Source organism: Gemmatimonas aurantiaca T-27 (assembly GCF_000010305.1).
GTDB lineage: Bacteria > Gemmatimonadota > Gemmatimonadetes > Gemmatimonadales > Gemmatimonadaceae > Gemmatimonas > Gemmatimonas aurantiaca.
The window spans coordinates 3936378-3952436 of the sequence record NC_012489.1; the positions used below are offsets into that span (position 1 = coordinate 3936378).

18 protein-coding genes are annotated in these 16059 nt (G+C 63.5%); 2 read left to right on the plus strand and 16 right to left on the minus strand.

Features of this window, described 5'->3' with window-relative positions:
• Position 1: 1 nt before the first annotated feature.
• The 4 genes from GAU_RS16955 to GAU_RS22505 form a co-directional block, all read right to left on the minus strand.
• A complete protein-coding gene (locus GAU_RS16955; protein ID WP_015895133.1) occupies positions 2-565 on the minus strand; it encodes a hypothetical protein in 564 nt (187 codons plus the stop codon).
• Between the two features lie 9 nt (positions 566-574).
• On the minus strand, positions 575-991 hold the full coding sequence (locus GAU_RS16960) for a hypothetical protein (protein ID WP_156799099.1): 417 nt from the start codon (positions 989-991) through the stop codon (positions 575-577).
• Between the two features lie 104 nt (positions 992-1095).
• Entirely contained in the window at positions 1096-1581 is a 486-nt protein-coding gene (locus GAU_RS16965; protein WP_015895135.1) for a TspO/MBR family protein, read from the minus strand.
• Positions 1582-1727: 146 nt separating this feature from the next.
• On the minus strand, positions 1728-2138 hold the full coding sequence (locus GAU_RS22505; RefSeq protein WP_169307720.1) for an FKBP-type peptidyl-prolyl cis-trans isomerase: 411 nt from the start codon (positions 2136-2138) through the stop codon (positions 1728-1730).
• A gap of 142 nt (positions 2139-2280) precedes the next feature.
• Between GAU_RS22505 and GAU_RS16975 the strand changes: the two genes are divergently transcribed.
• Positions 2281-3531 (plus strand): NAD(P)/FAD-dependent oxidoreductase, encoded by a 1251-nt coding sequence (locus tag GAU_RS16975; protein WP_015895137.1) that lies wholly within the window; start codon positions 2281-2283, stop codon positions 3529-3531.
• On the opposite strand, the gene uppS is transcribed toward GAU_RS16975, so the two are convergent.
• From uppS to GAU_RS21320, 5 genes are all read right to left on the minus strand, one after another.
• Positions 3441-4256: a polyprenyl diphosphate synthase gene (gene uppS, locus GAU_RS16980; RefSeq protein WP_015895138.1), complete on the minus strand. Its 816-nt coding sequence runs from the start codon at positions 4254-4256 to the stop codon at positions 3441-3443. The genes GAU_RS16975 and uppS overlap by 91 nt on opposite strands.
• A gap of 70 nt (positions 4257-4326) precedes the next feature.
• Positions 4327-4710 (minus strand): bleomycin resistance protein, encoded by a 384-nt coding sequence (locus GAU_RS16985; protein WP_015895139.1) that lies wholly within the window; start codon positions 4708-4710, stop codon positions 4327-4329.
• Positions 4707-5204: a hypothetical protein gene (locus GAU_RS16990; protein ID WP_015895140.1), complete on the minus strand. Its 498-nt coding sequence runs from the start codon at positions 5202-5204 to the stop codon at positions 4707-4709. Before GAU_RS16990 ends, GAU_RS16985 begins: the two co-directional genes overlap by 4 nt.
• Before the next feature lie 5 nt (positions 5205-5209).
• On the minus strand, positions 5210-6052 hold the full coding sequence (locus tag GAU_RS16995; protein WP_041265642.1) for a hypothetical protein: 843 nt from the start codon (positions 6050-6052) through the stop codon (positions 5210-5212).
• A 118-nt stretch (positions 6053-6170) separates the two neighbouring features.
• The gene (locus tag GAU_RS21320; protein ID WP_156799100.1) at positions 6171-6971 is read right to left on the minus strand and encodes a hypothetical protein; all 801 of its coding nucleotides are present in this window, start codon (positions 6969-6971) and stop codon (positions 6171-6173) included.
• A gap of 463 nt (positions 6972-7434) precedes the next feature.
• Here GAU_RS21320 and GAU_RS21325 point away from each other — a divergent pair, with 463 nt between their 5' ends.
• The gene (locus GAU_RS21325; RefSeq protein ID WP_015895143.1) at positions 7435-8352 is read left to right on the plus strand and encodes an amidohydrolase family protein; all 918 of its coding nucleotides are present in this window, start codon (positions 7435-7437) and stop codon (positions 8350-8352) included.
• Between the two features lie 25 nt (positions 8353-8377).
• Here GAU_RS21325 and GAU_RS17010 read toward each other — a convergent pair whose 3' ends face one another.
• The 7 genes from GAU_RS17010 to GAU_RS17040 form a co-directional block, all read right to left on the minus strand.
• The gene (locus GAU_RS17010) at positions 8378-9391 is read right to left on the minus strand and encodes a bestrophin family protein (protein ID WP_015895144.1); all 1014 of its coding nucleotides are present in this window, start codon (positions 9389-9391) and stop codon (positions 8378-8380) included.
• A gap of 130 nt (positions 9392-9521) precedes the next feature.
• Positions 9522-11060 carry a serine hydrolase domain-containing protein gene (locus GAU_RS17015; protein WP_015895145.1) on the minus strand — a complete coding sequence of 513 codons (1539 nt, stop codon included), beginning with the start codon at positions 11058-11060 and terminating at the stop codon, positions 9522-9524.
• 63 nt (positions 11061-11123) lie between these two features.
• A complete protein-coding gene (locus GAU_RS21330) occupies positions 11124-11897 on the minus strand; it encodes a helix-turn-helix domain-containing protein (protein ID WP_052574519.1) in 774 nt (257 codons plus the stop codon).
• Positions 11898-11937: 40 nt separating this feature from the next.
• The gene (locus GAU_RS17025; protein WP_015895147.1) at positions 11938-14322 is read right to left on the minus strand and encodes an ATP-binding cassette domain-containing protein; all 2385 of its coding nucleotides are present in this window, start codon (positions 14320-14322) and stop codon (positions 11938-11940) included.
• Complete coding sequence (locus GAU_RS17030; protein ID WP_015895148.1) at positions 14319-14759, minus strand: SRPBCC family protein; 441 nt, start codon at positions 14757-14759, stop codon at positions 14319-14321. Before GAU_RS17030 ends, GAU_RS17025 begins: the two co-directional genes overlap by 4 nt.
• On the minus strand, positions 14759-15085 hold the full coding sequence (locus tag GAU_RS17035; RefSeq protein ID WP_015895149.1) for an ArsR/SmtB family transcription factor: 327 nt from the start codon (positions 15083-15085) through the stop codon (positions 14759-14761). Before GAU_RS17035 ends, GAU_RS17030 begins: the two co-directional genes overlap by 1 nt.
• Before the next feature lie 64 nt (positions 15086-15149).
• A complete protein-coding gene (locus GAU_RS17040) occupies positions 15150-16007 on the minus strand; it encodes a hypothetical protein (RefSeq protein WP_041265643.1) in 858 nt (285 codons plus the stop codon).
• Positions 16008-16059: the final 52 nt, after the last annotated feature.

The window sequence follows — 16059 nt, forward strand, 5'->3', positions numbered from 1 at the left end:
ATCACGCGCAGCCTTCGACCCACTCCACCTGCGGGAAGAGTCCGATGCGAAAGCGTGCGACTTTTCCGCCAGTGAGTTCGACCACCAGACGCTGCAGGGAGTCCTGCGGTGCGAGTGGCTTCACAATGAGATATTCACCGGCCTCGTACTTGTGGGGTCGGCGTTCGGCCTTGGCCCCGTACAGGGAATCGGCACGAGCGGCGCTCTGCCCCACTTCCAGGCCTTCCACCGTGGGTGTGCCGGGCTGCGAGACATCCACGCGCTTGAGTGCCCCACCGACGAACATGACCATCACGCCATTCGGTGCGGTGCTCCACGTGGCGTACTCGCACTGATCCGGTGCGCTGGCCGGTGGTACGGTGAGTGCCCCATCCGTCACCTTGCTGGCGTCGGCGGCCGTCATGTCCAATGCCAATGGACCGAAGCCGTTTGCCGTGATGAATTGTGGCGCGACGGCGGTGACGCCGGCATCGGGCGGTGGAGTCGAGACAGAATCAGCCGGTGTCTGGTCCGAGACAGTGCAGGCGGCCAGCACACATACCAGCGCGATCGGTGTGACACGCATGGGAGTTTCCTAGCGAACAGTGAATGTGGAGGACGCCACTGATCCGGATTCGGTCGATAGTACAAGCCGATACATGCCGGACTCCTGCACGTGAGTGAGCTGTTCCCGACGCGCGGCCGCTTCGAGTGGCACAGGGTCCATCGGCACGGAGGTGATACAGAACGCTGGCTTGTATGACTGCCACGACCCGCCCTCGCGTCGCTCGACGCCAACCGACAGCGACGATCCGCACCGGTCGACACGCACGCTCGCGGAGCCCTTGTTCCCGACGGCAAATGGCACTTCCGCCACCCCGCGATCATTGCGGGAAAACGACGACGCCACATCGATGTACACCGGTCCCGAGGGCGCGGCAGGATCGGAGCACCCCGTGCCCGTGAGGAGCATCACGCCCATCAGCCACACCTTCGTCATTGTTTTGCTCATGACAGAATCCCGGTGGTAGTCACTGCCAGCCCCGCTGATCACCGAGATGGGATGATCGGCGTTCCCTCTCCCCACAACAATGCCCGCAACCCGGTGGTCACGCCCTACAGCAAACCCGGATTCCGCTGCCATGCCGAATAGGCGAGCGCCGTCGCGAAGCTGACCCACGCAAGATAAGGTGCGAGCAACAACGCTGCCGTTGGCTTTACCCGCTTGAACAGCACGATCGTCACCACGATCAGGATCCAGAGCACCACGATGTTCAGGAATGCCAGCGCGCCCCGATGCCACGCAAAGAACACCCAACTCCAGAGGGCGTTCACCGCGAGCTGCACCACAAACAGCCTGATGGCGGTGTCTGCGCCCGGTGCCGGCCGGCGCTCCCACACCATCCACGCAGCCACGGCCATCATGGCGTACAACACGGTCCACACCGGACCGAACACCGATGCGGGAGGTGCCCAGGTGGCCAGGGAGAGCTGCGCATAAAACGTGGGGGCATCTCGCGTCGCCATGGCGCCGATGTATGCGGCAGCAAAGCAGACAATCAGCCAGACAATGAGCGCCGGCACACTACGACTCTTGGTCATGCGCTTCCCCGGAATACCACGTGAGTGCTATGGAAACGGCCGCGGTGGGAAGGTGCCGGCGCTTCGATGTGTCAGCGCGCACCCTGTGGCCTGGTCTCTGTCACACCCGCAGGCGGTAACCGAGTTCCGACGAGATCTATCGAGAGCTATGGACGGATCTGCATGAGCTCGACATCGATGTGCAGCACAGAGTCGGGTGGGGTGTTGGCGGGATAACTCGTCCGTCGACTCAGCGCGGGTGGCACAATGAGCAATCGCCGTTCACCCACCCGCATGCCCGTCACGCCCTGGTCCACTCCCGTGATCACCTGTCCCGCGCCCAACTGGAAGGTGATGGGATTTCCGCCGCGGCTACTGTAGATCAGTGTGCCATTGGGCAGGGTGGTGGTCTCGTGGATGGACACCCGCTGCCCCGACACGGCTTCCGCACCACGGCCCGTCGCGAGCACCCGATATCGCAATCCGTTGGGCAGCTCTGTCACACGCCCCCGCGAAGCACAGGCGACACCCAGAACCAGTGTGAGTGTGGTCAGGGCATGGCGCAGGACAGGGGGCATGGACGTCTGCCGTCGAAGGATGAGCGTGCACCAACGCGCAGAATCGCGCGCCCGACGATACCGCAAACGGGCCGGTTCCACCATACTCCTTGCGGCGCCCCTGCCTCGAGCGGCGTCATGACTCTGGTGACGGATTGGGACGATGCGGCGGGTGGTGGTGATCGGTGCAGGTGCCGCAGGCACGATGGCGTCCATCTTCGCGGCAACAGCCGGCGCGGAGACCATCCTGCTGGAGCGCACCCGCGACGGCGGGCGCAAGATCCTCATCAGCGGCGGAGGGCGTTGCAACGTGCTGCCATCGCAGCTCGATGAATCGCGCTTCGTGACCGACTCGTCGCCCAATACGCTGCGCAAGATCGTGCGCGCCTGGCCACTGGCCGAACAGATCGCGTTCTTCGAGCAGGAAGTGGGTATCGCACTCGAAGAAGAAGTCGAGTCGGCAAAGCTGTTTCCCGCCTCGCACAAGGCCCGTGATGTACGCGACGGCCTGCTGGCGCTCGCCACACGTCGCGGCGTGGATCTGCGCACGGACACGCAGGTGACCGACATCGTGCGTGAGGGTGAGGGATGGTCGGTGCACACCACCACCGAGCCGCCACTGCACGCCGATGCGGTCATCGTGGCGACCGGCGGTCTGTCGGTCCCCAATACCGGCAGTGATGGCACGGGTCTTCGGTTGCTCACGAAGCTCGGTCATGTGATCCATCCCACGTACGCCGCGCTCACACCGATCACCGCCGACCACAGCCCCTTCGCCGAGTTGAGTGGCATCTCGCTCGAAGTGACGCTGGCGGCGCGTGATGCCACACGCAGTGCGTCGGCCACGGGCGGATTTCTGTTCACGCACCGCGGCTACAGCGGCCCGTCGGTGCTGAACGTGTCCCACGTCGTCGTGCGCTCGCGTCAGGAAACATCGCCGCCAGATGCGACGGTGCGTGTGCGGTGGACGGCACACGATGACGCCGCATGGGAGACCCTGCTCAAGCCACAGGGCACCAGGCAAGTGAGCACGGTCGTGCGCAACGAAATGCCCGAGCGCCTCAGTGCCGTGTTGCTGGCCCAGGCACGAGTCGAACCCACACGTCTCCTCGCTGAACTCACGCGTGAAGAGCGCAAGCGTCTCATCGAGACGCTCGTGCGTGGTGCGCTGCCATGGAATGGCGACGAAGGCTACAAAAAGGCCGAAGTCACTGGTGGCGGTGTGCGTCTATCGGAAATCGATCCACGCACCATGCAGAGCCGCCTGCACACGGGACTGTACCTGTGCGGCGAAGTGCTCGACGCCTTCGGCCCGATCGGTGGTTACAACTTCCTGTGGGCGTGGGCCACCGGACGCGCAGCGGGCACGGCGGCCGGTACCGCCGTGACTTCGGCGTCCTCGGCGAGCTCCTGAGCCGGTACCGCACCGTAGCGACGTTCACGACGCGAGAAATCGGTAAACACCGCGTCGAGCTCCGACATCGCCAGATCGGGGAAGTTCACGTCGAGAAACGCGAGTTCGGCGTAGGCGCACTCCCATAGCAGGAAGTCCGACAACCGACGCTCACCACCGGTGCGCACCAGCAGATCCACCGGTGGCAAAATGGTCTCTCCGGTGAGCGCCACTTCATCCACCGGCGTCACGGCCGCCGCGACCGACAGCGCTTTCTGCAGTGACGCGCGGCTCGAGTAGTCGACGGCCACGCGCAGATGCATGCGCCGCCCTGCGGCAGTGCGCGCTTCAGCCACCGCGATCGCCTCGACGAGCGCTGACGGCAGGCGATCGCGTCGTCCGATGATGGACAGACGAATGCCATGTTTGATGAGCGACGTGAGTTGGCGTTCGAGATGCGACGCAAAGAGATCGAACAAAAATCCGACCTCCTCGCGCGGCCGCTTCCAGTTGTCGCTGGAGAAGGCGTACAACGTGAGCTGGCCGATGCCGAGCCGCGCACAATGGGAGACGATCTCCTTCACCGTATGCGCCCCGCGCACATGGCCCATCCACCGGGGACGTCCGCGGGCGGTCGCCCAGCGGCCATTGCCGTCCATGATGATGGCCACGTGGGCCGGCAGATTCTTCATCCCCTGACGGGCGTCGTCGGGGCGGTCGGACGGGCGGGTACGGTTGAGGGCCATGAGCAGAGCTTAGCCGGCCCCGACACGACGGTCAAGTGCTTTGCACTGTAAAGTGACTCTCGAGGCCAGCTCACGAACGCCCCGCACCGGCAAACAGCAGCAGGTTGCCGTCGGGATCACGCACCAGAAACGTGCGGGCACCCCATGGCTCTTCCCTCAGCGCCTGGGCAAACGGCACCCCGGCCGCCGTGTACTCGGCGTACAGGGCGTCGGCATCGTCCAGGGCAATGGTGGCCGTGATCAGGGACTCCCGCTCCCGACGCGTAGGCTCGATGACTGGTTCGTCTTCGTGGCGGAGATTGAGACGGGCGCCTCCCCGCACTACCTGCGTGTAAAACGGCGGCTCGCCGTACACAAATGCTGCCGAAAATCCGAGCTGCACCGTATAAAAATGCAGCGCCCGATCCAGGTCCTGGACGTACAACTGCGGCTCGGCGCAAAGGAACTGGGTCATGGCAGGACCACCAGGCGTGCGGAATCGCCGCGTGCACCGCGCTGGTCTCCGACCCCCAGTTGCCCTCGCACATACAATGTGCCTGGGGCCAAGGCGGGTCGCGCGCTACCAGAAATAAAACCGACTGGCCAACTGATGGTTTCGGTCAGCGAAGCACCGGGCCCCAGCGTGAGTGTGCGGGCTTCCAAGGTGCAGACTCCCATGCGTGGGGCCCATACGACGTGCCCAGCGGCGTTCCGTACTTCATAGCCGAGGTTCATGCCGCACCCCGATGCCCACTCCACCGGTTCCGAACTGGGATTCGTTGCCGTCATCGTGATGCTCACCCACTCGCCGTTTCGTGCCGAAGAGGGTGAAATGACTGCGTCCACACGCACGCGATGGGAGGGATCGGTGGATACGGAGGCACAGGCACCGCCCGCGGCCAACCCCATCAACGCAACACCTGCGCGCAGGATGCGGTGTGCACTGAACCGCCCATCGGTGGGGATCATGTTGCCTACCTCGCTGAAGTCTCCGGAATCGTCCGCGCCGGACGCGAAGCCGTGTACGGCTTGCCGGCCGAGAACACCCCCTCGAACCCATCACGCAGCGTGCGATCGAGCACGATACCCCGAGCCGGCACCGGTTCACGCGCCGGCATATCGTAGGCCGTGCAGCCAGCCGAACGATCGCCGTTTGGCGCACTGCACCCCCAATACTGCCCACCGGGGCGCGCAAAGGTGAGGGCAATTGTTTCACCATCCGTGAGGAGTTGACCCGTGGCCGGGAACGGCGGGTTCTGCGAGCTCCACGGCGTCTTGCCCGCGTGTCCTGCGCCCGTAAGAGCCACGACCAGCCCCCCCGGTACGCGCGCACGGGCGTCCATCAGAGCCTGAGCCAGCGCCGCCTCGCGCTCACGCGACACGGCCGGGGCGGGCACGCGATCGAAGGCCACGATGGACACGCGCTTGCCGGCCCGCTTGAGCTGGCGGGCCATGTCGATCATTTCGAGAACGGCCACGGTGGTGCGCCCTTCGGCAACCTGCCATGCAGGCCCGGTCAGCAACGCCGCACGAGCGACCGAGCCACCGTCGGACACCAGATACGCATCGAGCGTGGCCTGATTGTCGGGGGTGAACTCCACACCGAGCACCACCGGACGATCCTTGTTCGCAGCGGCGCAGAGGGCGTCAGCCGCGACCTGCGGCATTTCCACCGTGCCGTGGTACTCACCCACCAGCAGATAGTTGAGCTGCTTCGTCTGCAACACGGCATCGATACCGGGCAGCGGCTGGCAGGTGACCAGGGCGGAGGCAGGAACAGCAAAAGGCAGCGCCAAGGCCAGCAAATATTCAAGCATGCGGGACAATCCTGCAGTCTGGGGGCGGGAAGGAGACGCGCAACACAACATCCTGCGGCACGCGAGGATTCTCCCAGTGCCGGCGCGTTCCTGCCCTACCCGTCTCTCTAGCCGATCGTCACCGCGCAGACGGACGTATCAGTCCTGCCGTCGATTCGGGTTGTTTGGTGCCAATCAAATCCACGCCAGCCGCGAACAGTGCCGCATACACATCGGCATTCTGCGGCACATTGTGCACGCGCAGCAAACGATCCGGCACAGCGGCCTTGCTCGCGCGTATCGCGTCGAACCATCGGGCTCGTGTGATTGACCGGCGCCACCATCGTCCCATGGTTTTTCCGTAGTCCACGCTGAGCAGCCGCACACGCGGGTCAAGAACGGCCGCGTCCACTGGCTCAGCGCGCGACAGCCGATACTGAATGCCCGGCAGCGAATCCACGCGTGTGCCATTGGGGGGCGGATGCCAGCCCACCAACACCACGTCGAGCGCCACGCGAGTCCCACCCGCCTCGTCGCGGACCCACAAATGACGGTAGCGTCGCAACACCGCCATCAGCGCGTCGTAGGTGGCCGGCGATTGCTCCTTGATCTCGAGTGCCAGCAGAAACGGACGATCCACCACCGCCCCCCACGGACCACACCGGTCGACCAACGCAGCCAATGGCGCGAGATAGACCGAGTCGAGTGTGCCACCGGATCGTGCCGCCCGTCGGTCGTGACCGATGCGCAATTCGCCATCGACCAGAAAGAGATCGACCTCCACCCCGCGGAACCCCAATGCCAGCGCGTCTTCGAGCGGGTGTGGTCGTTCGTAGTCGTTGTGCGAATACGCCGACAATGCCGCGACGGGACATGCAGCCTGCGCATGAGCGTCGCGGCTCAGCGCCATACCGGCACTACATCCAAGGACTGCGGCCATGAGCCAGCGACACACCGGGGTCATCCCTGCAATCTGCGTGCAGGCGTACGACGCGCAATCACGTTTGTTGTCGAATCAGTTCGTTGGCAATAGCCGGCATTGGCCTTTGGGCTGATGGGAAAACAGCGGGGGGAACACTGATGACACAGAAACGGCACGGAACCGCACGGATACAGCACCGGCTTCAGCAAGATCCGTCAATGGGGCAGAGAATTTCATTTTGAGATAAAAGCGGTTTGGAAGGCACCATCTCCATCTTCGTCTCAACCCTCAAAAAAAAAGAAGACATCTTCCAGTCCAATCATCGCCCCAGCGTCCGTGCGTCTATCTGTGCGACTCTGTGCTGTTTCTGTGTCATCAGTGTTCCCCCGCTGTTCCATCGAACAGTCCTGCCGAACGCACGACGTCACGCAACCAACAGACGGATCCTATTGTCCAAGTGACAACCCTCCTGATCCCGCTCATGCCGCCACTCCGCTGCATCCGACTTGCCGGTGCACTGTTCGCCATGTTCTCCGCTGTAGTGTTGCCCACCGCGGGGGCGCAGAACACGCCCATCGTCGACGTGCACTTCCATCACCTCGGCAGCCGCACCGATTCTTCGCTCACCGAAATGGCGAAGATGGGCATCACGTCAGTGGTGCTCATTGGGCTTCCGGCGCAATTGGCTACCACGGCCGACCGGTCCGACCTGCGCATCCTGCGGTCTCTCACGCTGCCCTGCTTTGGCGGGCGCATGCCCAACAGCGGGATGGCTTGTTATCCCGGTGGTGGTGATTGGCCATCACGCGACTCCATCCGGGCCATGGTGCGCACCGATCGTCTGCACCTGCTCGGAGAAATCAATGCACAATACGGCGGCATGCGCCTCGATGACCCTGCCATGGAGCCGTATTTCGCGATCGCCGAAGAGCTCGATCTGCCTATCGGCGTGCACCTCGGGATTGGACCGCCGGGCATCGCCTACAGCGATATCCCGGGACCACCGCAGAAATCGTCGGCCTACTCCGGACAGGCGGGTGATCCGTTGGCACTCGACGGGGTGCTGCGCAAACATCCCAAACTACGTCTCTATGTCATGCACGCCGCGTGGCCCATGCGGGATGCCATGTTGTACATGCTGTATATGCATCCGCGCATGATGGTCGACGTGTCGGTGCTGCAGTACGCCATTCCGCGCGCCGCGTATGTCGACTACCTGCGCGATCTCGTGCAGGCCGGCTTTGCCAAACGCATCATGTTCGGCTCTGACGGCAGCGCCGCACGCGTACGGGAAGGGATCGACGCGATCCGTGCCATGGACTTTCTCTCGGCAGACCAGCAAGCCGATATCCTGGGCGGCAACGCGCAGCGGTTCCTCAGACTCGGGGTGCCGCGGTAGCGCGCGATCATCACGAGTTTGCCCGTCAGATCTGAATCAGGTGCTGCGGTGCGAGAGGGGCGGGGATATCGGATTCGCCGAGCATCTCCCGCAGATCGATCTCGATGGTGCGACTGAGGGTGGAGATGGGCGTGTCGTTGGCATTGCCTTCGAAGGGGTTTTCCGTGGCCTCGCCAACCCGTTCGATGGCCGTGAACACCCATCCGATGAGGAAACCTACCGGAATGGTCAACCAGACCTGCCATCGGCCCATCTTGGCAAATTCGTTGAGCAGACCAAGCGGTGTGAGCCACACGAACAGACGGACGAAAAACTTGCTGATCGTCGCATACTGACGCGGGTAGGGGTAGTTCTTGATCCGCTCCGCGCGGCCCTGATGATCGTAGAACTCCTGCAGCACCCGTTCCATCGCGATGTGATGATACGCGTCGATCACCCCGTCGGCGTGCAAAGCCGCAAGATGTTGTCCCTGCAGCGCGATCGTGTGTGTGGCCCGGTTGCTTCCCGCCAACACACGGCGCTGATCGTCCTCCGACAACAGGGCAGTCAACAACTCTTCCAGCTTGTCCACCCGCTCAGGAACGACGAAGTGGGTGCGCTGATATTCGGAGTTGCTGTGCAATACCATCGATTCCCACTGACGCGGCTGCCGCAACTGGAAACGCAACGCCGTCAACCAGGCGATGTGCCGGTGAATGAGCTGCGTCCGCACCGTGGCTGCCTGCGCATCGGACAACACAGCACCCGTTCGCACAAAATCCATCACCAGCAGTCCCCACGACCGACTGCTGTTCACGATGGCGCCATAGATCTGCCGGGATTCCCACGCCCGCGCGTACGTCGCGTTGTTGCGGAACCCGGCAATGAACGCGGCCGCGGTGCCGATCAGGGCGATGGGTACCCAAGGGAGTGTGAGCCACGTCCACCCGAGAACGGCGTAGAGAAGGGTCGGCGTTGCCGCGCCAACCAGCAGCCAGAAACTGTCATATCGGGTCCAGTGAACGAACTCGATCAACGTGTACTGCCGGCCGATATGCATATCTGGGATGATGGAGAGGGCGGGTCGTGAGCATCTCCACGCCGGGAAGCATGATGACCACCTCCCGATTTGGCGAGTGCTGGCGACACACCCTGCCCGCTACCCATCTACCGATATCGTCCGTGACCGGTCACGGTGTGCCCTGACGGGTGAACACCACACCATTGAGCGTGAACGCAGGAGCCTGGCCGGCTGTTTCCGGTGCAAAGTTGAGCACCATGCCACTGCCCGCCACCGCGATGCGAATGCGCTGACCCGTGCTGTCCATCGGCAGCGCCGGACCATGCATGGCTCCCCACCGGTAGTACAACCCACCGTCGCGGAGCTCCAGTTTCAATACCCCGTATCCCTGTGCCGTGTATTGGCCCACCAGTCCGGCGATGGGCCGCGCCACCACCAATCGCCGACGCGCGTCGCGCGTGGAGTCCTCCCCGGCGGCCTCACGTCGTGCGGCACCACGTCGTTCGGCCAGCGCCGCCAGACGCTCGTCTGCCCGCGCACGCGCCTCGGGGCGACCAGCTTCCAGATCATAAGCCAAGGCCGCCAGAATGTCGGTGAGCGATGAACCCAGCCCGCCGGTCGTCATCGCCACCACGCCGATGCGGCGACGCGGCAGGAACGACAGGTGTGACCGCATGGTGTCGTAGCTGCCGAATCGGCTCACCATGGGTTCGCCTTCGTAGCGTCCCAGGTCCCACCCCGCGCCCCAGCCATCCCGGTCGAAATACGCGAAGCGCTTTCCGGACTCACGAGTGTGCCGCGCGATCAACCGTTGACCCAGGAGAACCGCGTCCTTGGGAAACACCTGGCGCCCGTCGATGACGCCTTCATCCATCTGCACGATGGTCCAGCGTGCCAGATCGTGCAGGGTGGCGAGATGACCACCGGCCGAGTTCATCGTCGCGTCGGTTTTGGAGAATTCCGACGTTTCGTAGCGACCCGTTGCCAGCAAGCGATGTGGACGGGCAATGCGTCGTGCATCGAGGCCGGAGACCCGGGCAAACGTCTGACGCATACCGGCAGGACGATACACCTGCTGTTCGAGATAGGTGCGCCACCCCTCGGGCCGCTGCCGGTCGATCACCATGGCGGCCACGTTGTAACCGAAGTTGCTGTAGACGAGATCCTGATTGCCGCTGGGTGTGGCGAGCGCCACAAGCGATGGCCATTGCGATTCGGGAATCTCACCCGTGAACGCCGCCGACATCACAACCGCGTTGTCGTTCAGGTGGTGCGTATGCGCCAGAAAATCGGCGAGCGTGAGTGAGTCCGGGCGCACCGCCGGAGGCCATGCGACACCGGGAAGCAGCGAACCGATCGATGCATCGAGCCGCAGTGTCTTGTGCTGCGCGAGCAAGGCCACGCCAAACCCGGTGAGCGACTTGCTGGTGGAGGCCAGATACCAGAGCGTCTGATCGGTTGCCGCAATACCAGCGGTCACATCGACCGCGCCGAATGCGCGTTGGTACACCGTGCGCCCATCCATCGTGATCGCTACGCCCAGCGCGGGTGTGAGCTCCAGTGCCATGGCCCGCATGGCCAGCGAGTCCACCGCCCCGGCAATGTGCGCGGGCTTGGGCCGCACGCTCTGCGCGGTGAGTGATGACGCAGTGGCGAGCAGTGGCAACAGAACCTGAAGCATCGAACGCACGGGCATCGTGACCATCATGGACTCGTGAAGAGAGGGAGGCCTGCAGTATCTCTTCGTGGATCGGACGGTGACTAGAATCCGCTAAACCGTCTTCCCCATGCCGAGCAACCGACGGTAGCGACCCGGGGTCGTGCCAATCGCCGCCCGGACATCGCGGCCAAGGTGGGCTTCATCGGCGTAGCCACAGGCCTGCGCCACGAGTGAAAGGCGTGTGCTGGTGTTGGCCACGGCACTGACCGCATGCCGCAACCGCTCGCGTCGCAGCAGATCACCAAGGCCCACACCATACCATCGACGCACACATCGGGCGAGATACACGGGGTGTATCCGGGCCCCCCGCGCGAGTTCGGCGCCAGTGAGTTGCGGTCGCCATTCGTCGCACAACCTTTCCATGGTCTCTGCCAACCAGGCGGGTGGCGTGCCGTGTGGATCGTCGGCGCGCCGGGCCGTGAAAGCCGCAATGAGGTCGAGCAAGTCCGCGTCATCGGCCGCGAACGCCGGCGTACCAGACTGCCGTCGTTCGATTAGTCGGAGAAACGGCCGCGCCACCAGTGGGTCGCGTGTCCATCGCCAGTCGATGGCTCTGCGGGTATCGTCCACCAGATCGGTGATCGTTCCCCTGGGCAAGGAAAGTCGTGCCAACCGCGCACCGTCATCGCCCCACTGGTTGGCGTGCATCACGCCCGCATTCTTGACGACCACACTGAGCGGTCCGGCATACTCGGTCACGCCCCCCACCGTTTCCGTGACGCCACCACGGAGCACGACGCTGAAATGCAGACTGTCGTGCTGGTGCGGCGCCTGCCTGGCCGCCGCACGATAGTCGTCGATGAAGAGTCGAAGCACCGGTGTCATCTGACGCACTACGGCATCAACGACCTGGGTGATTCAGCACTCACCCCACGTACGCGGCCAGGTGTTTTCCGGTCAGGGTGGCCTTCTTCTTCACCAAGTCGGCCGGGGGGCCTTCGAACACCACTTTGCCACCATCATGGCCGGCTCCGGGTCCGAGATCGATGATCCAGTCGGCATGCGCCATGACCGCCTGGTGATGTTCGATCACGATCACCGATTTGCCGGAGTCGACCAACCGATCTAGCATGCCGAGCATTTGCTCTACGTCGGCCAGGTGCAGTCCGGTGGTCGGCTCATCGAGCACGTACACTCCACCGTCTTCGCTCATATAGGTGGCCAGCTTGAGACGCTGGCGTTCGCCGCCCGACAATGTGGTCAATGGCTGTCCGAGGCGCAGATACCCCAGTCCCACGTCGGCCATGCGCTGCAGAATCACGTGAGCGGTCGGCGTATGCGCCGCACCGGATGCGAAGTAGGCCACCGCATCCTTCACCGGCAGATCCAGGACCTCGGCGATATTGAGATCGCCCAGCTTGTACTCCAGCACCGCGGACTGAAAGCGCTTGCCTTCACACTCTTCGCACACCGAGGTGACGCCTGCCATCATGCCGAGATCGGTGTAGATCACCCCCGCGCCATTGCAGGTGGGGCAGGCGCCTTCGGAGTTGGCACTGAACAAGGCCGGCTTGACCCCGTTGGCCTTGGCGAACGCCTTGCGAATGGGCTCCAGGAGTCCGGTGTAGGTGGCGGGATTGCTGCGGCGGGATCCGCGGATCGGTGCCTGGTCCACCGACACCACGCCCTCCTCACCGCTCACCGACCCATGGATGAGTGAACTCTTCCCCGATCCCGCCACCCCCGTCACCACCACCAGCACACCCAGCGGAATGTCGACGCTCACATTCTGCAGGTTGTGCGTGCGGGCATTGCGGATCTTGAGCGAACCCGAGGCCTTGCGTACCGACTTCCTGAGCGACGTACGGTCATCCAGATGACGTCCCGTGAGCGTGCCGCTTTTGCGCAGCGCTTCCACACTGCCTTCAAACACGATCTCACCGCCGGCCGTGCCCGCACCAGGACCAAGGTCGACGATGTGATCGGCGATCGCGATGGTCTCCGGCTTGTGCTCCACGACCAGCACCGTATTGCCCTTGTCGCGCAACTGCAGCAGCAGGTTGTTCATGCGCTGGATGTCATGCGGATGCAGGCCAATCGTCGGCTCGTCGAACACGTACGTCACGTCCGTGAGTGATGAGCCCAGATGCCGGATCATCTTGATGCGCTGCGCTTCACCGCCGGAGAGTGTACCGGACGGGCGATCGAGACTGAGATAGCCGAGCCCGATCTGCACGAACGAGTCGAGCGTGTCCTGCAACGACGTGAGCAGCGGTGCGACCGCGGGCACCTTGATCCCGCGCACCCATTCAGCGAGTTCGTCGATCTGCATCGCACACACATCAGCGATGTTGTGCTTGCCGATTTTCGACGAACGCGCGGCCTCGTTGAGTCGTGTGCCCTTGCAGTCCGGACAGGCGGCAAAGGTCACGGCGCGCTCCACAAATACCTGGATGTGCGGTTGCAGCGATTCGACGTCTTTCGAGAGGAACGACTTCTGGATGCGTGGCACCAGTCCTTCATGCGTCAGATTGGCGCCGGCCACCTTCACCTTGATCGGCTCCTGATACAGGAAGTTCTCCCGCTCCTTCTTCGTGTATTTGTTGATCGGTTTGTCGGGATCGAGACCGGCCGCCGCGAACATGCGCACATACCAGCCGTCGGCACTGTAGCCGGGTACGGTGATCGCGCCATCGTTGAGCGACTTGCTGCCATCGAAGAGCTGCGTGAGATCGATATCACTCACCGCACCCATGCCTTCGCAACGCGGGCACATGCCACCGTTCACCGTGAAGGTGCGTTTCTCCGCCTTGGCATTGCCCTTCTCCACCGTGATGGAACCCACCGCGCGGACCGACGGCACGTTGAACGAATAGGCGTTGGATGCGCCGATATGCGGCTTAGCGAGGCGACTGAACAACACCCGCAGCATGGCGTTCGCATCAGTGACCGTGCCCACGGTGGAGCGCGAATTGGCACCCATGCGCTCCTGGTCCACGATGATCGCCGTGGTGAGTCCCTCCAGCACGTCCACTTCGGGACGGCCCATGCTCGGCATGAACCCCTGCACGAAGGTGCTGTAGGTCTCGTTGATCATGCGCTGCGACTCCGCAGCAATCGTACTGAACACCAGCGACGACTTGCCTGAGCCAGACACCCCGGTGAATACCGTGAGGCGCCGCTTGGGCAACTCCACGCTCACGTCTTTCAGGTTGTTCTCACGAGCGCCCTGCACACGAATGATGTCATGGGAGTCTGCCGCATGCTGACCGTTGCCCGGACGCACCGGTGCGGACTTCTTCGCACTCATGCCGTTTTCTCGAGCAGGTCGACCAGTTTACCACCCATCATGTTCCAGCCGTAGCGCGCACCGCCGAATTCCCGCTTCTGCTCTTCCTTGAAGCCCGTCTGCACGAGCCGGAGCAGTGTGCCGCCCTCGGTGGGCTGCAATGTGAAGGTGACCACCGTATCGAGAAACGGCACCGCCCACGTGTAGCTGATGCGCCGCGGGGCATCCACTTCCAGCACCCGACAGTTCACGATGCCATCCCAGCCCGGATAGGGCTGCGTCTTGTAGGTGAACTCCCGGCCGGGCACCAGTTCGAGGTCGATCACCGGCAACAGCCATTCGGCCAACAGCGCGGGCTCCGTCAGCGCGCGCCATACCTTCTCTGGGGGATGTCGCAGGTCGAATTCGAACGCGATGGTCTCGGTCTGCGACGGGGCGGTGCGATCGAATGACGTCATCAGTCCATCTTCTCCAGCAGGCGTTCGAGGCGATCGACGTGTTCCATCCAGAACGCGCGATAGTGAGTGATCCAATCGATGAGCGGCTTCATACCCTGCGGCTCCACCCGATAGTAGACATGCCGGCCTTCGCGTCGGCCACTCACCAGCCCGGCATCCTTGAGCGCCGCGAGGTGCTGCGAAACCGCAGGCTGCGAGATATCGAAACGTGTGGTGAGATCCTTCACTGCCGCTTCACCGCGGGTCAGCGACTCGAAAATCGCCCGTCGGCTGGGGTCGGCGAGCGCTTGAAAGATCCGGTTCTGGGCATCGGCCGCGAGTTGCATGGACAATACATAAGTTCACACTTATGTATTGTCAAGAAAGCCTTGTACGCCCCTGCCAGGTCCGTCACTTCGACACGGGACGGTCCGCGCCGAACTCGTCGAAGTGTTTGGTGGCGCAGCTTTCGCACATGGAGTGCGTGACGCTCACCTTGTGTTCCGAGAGGTACTCCTCGATACGGCGCCAGTAGCCGTCATCGTCACGCACCTTGTTGCACCAGGCGCACAACGGCAGCATGGATGAGAGCTGGTGCACATTGTCGAGCGCCGTACGCAGATCCGCGTTGCCCTGCCGCAGATAGGCCACGAGCACGCCGACAAACAGGGCCACCATGAACAGGCTCACTTCCACGTCGCCGAGCATTTGCACGGCGGCCGACTGCACCGCGCTCGAGTCCACCACCGCCTGCGTTGCCAGCAGCGATCGTGACGCGTGGAAAACCGCCTGGAATCCCATGACCATGGCCGGGAAGCGCATGAGCTCGCGCATGCGATGCCCCGAGCGCCAGAGGACGAGCGCAGCCGCCAGCGACAGTGCGCCCCACACCAGACTGTTCGACACGGCGCGCCACCCCTGGATGGATGGCACCGCCCGCATGATCAGCAACAACAGCAGGTGCGACACCACGATCAGCGTGATCGGTCGCTTCTGCAGCGGACGTTCGGCCGTGTGCTGCGCCGCGAGCAGCAGCAGCGCATGACCACAGGTGACGGTGATCGTGGGGAGAAAACGCGGCACCATGCCCTGCGGCAACATCGAACGCCCCACAAAAAACAGATCGGCGGCGGCCAGTGTCCAAGCCGCCACGATCCAGAGCCGCAGTGACTGCCCGGAGGCTTCCAGCCGCCAATACTGACTCAGCACACCAGCCAGAATCACGCCAATGAGCAAGTTGACGAGATAGATGACTGTTTCCTGGGACATCGGGGCGGGGATCGACGTCGGCCACGCGCACGTGGCTGAAAGGTGGTGCGGG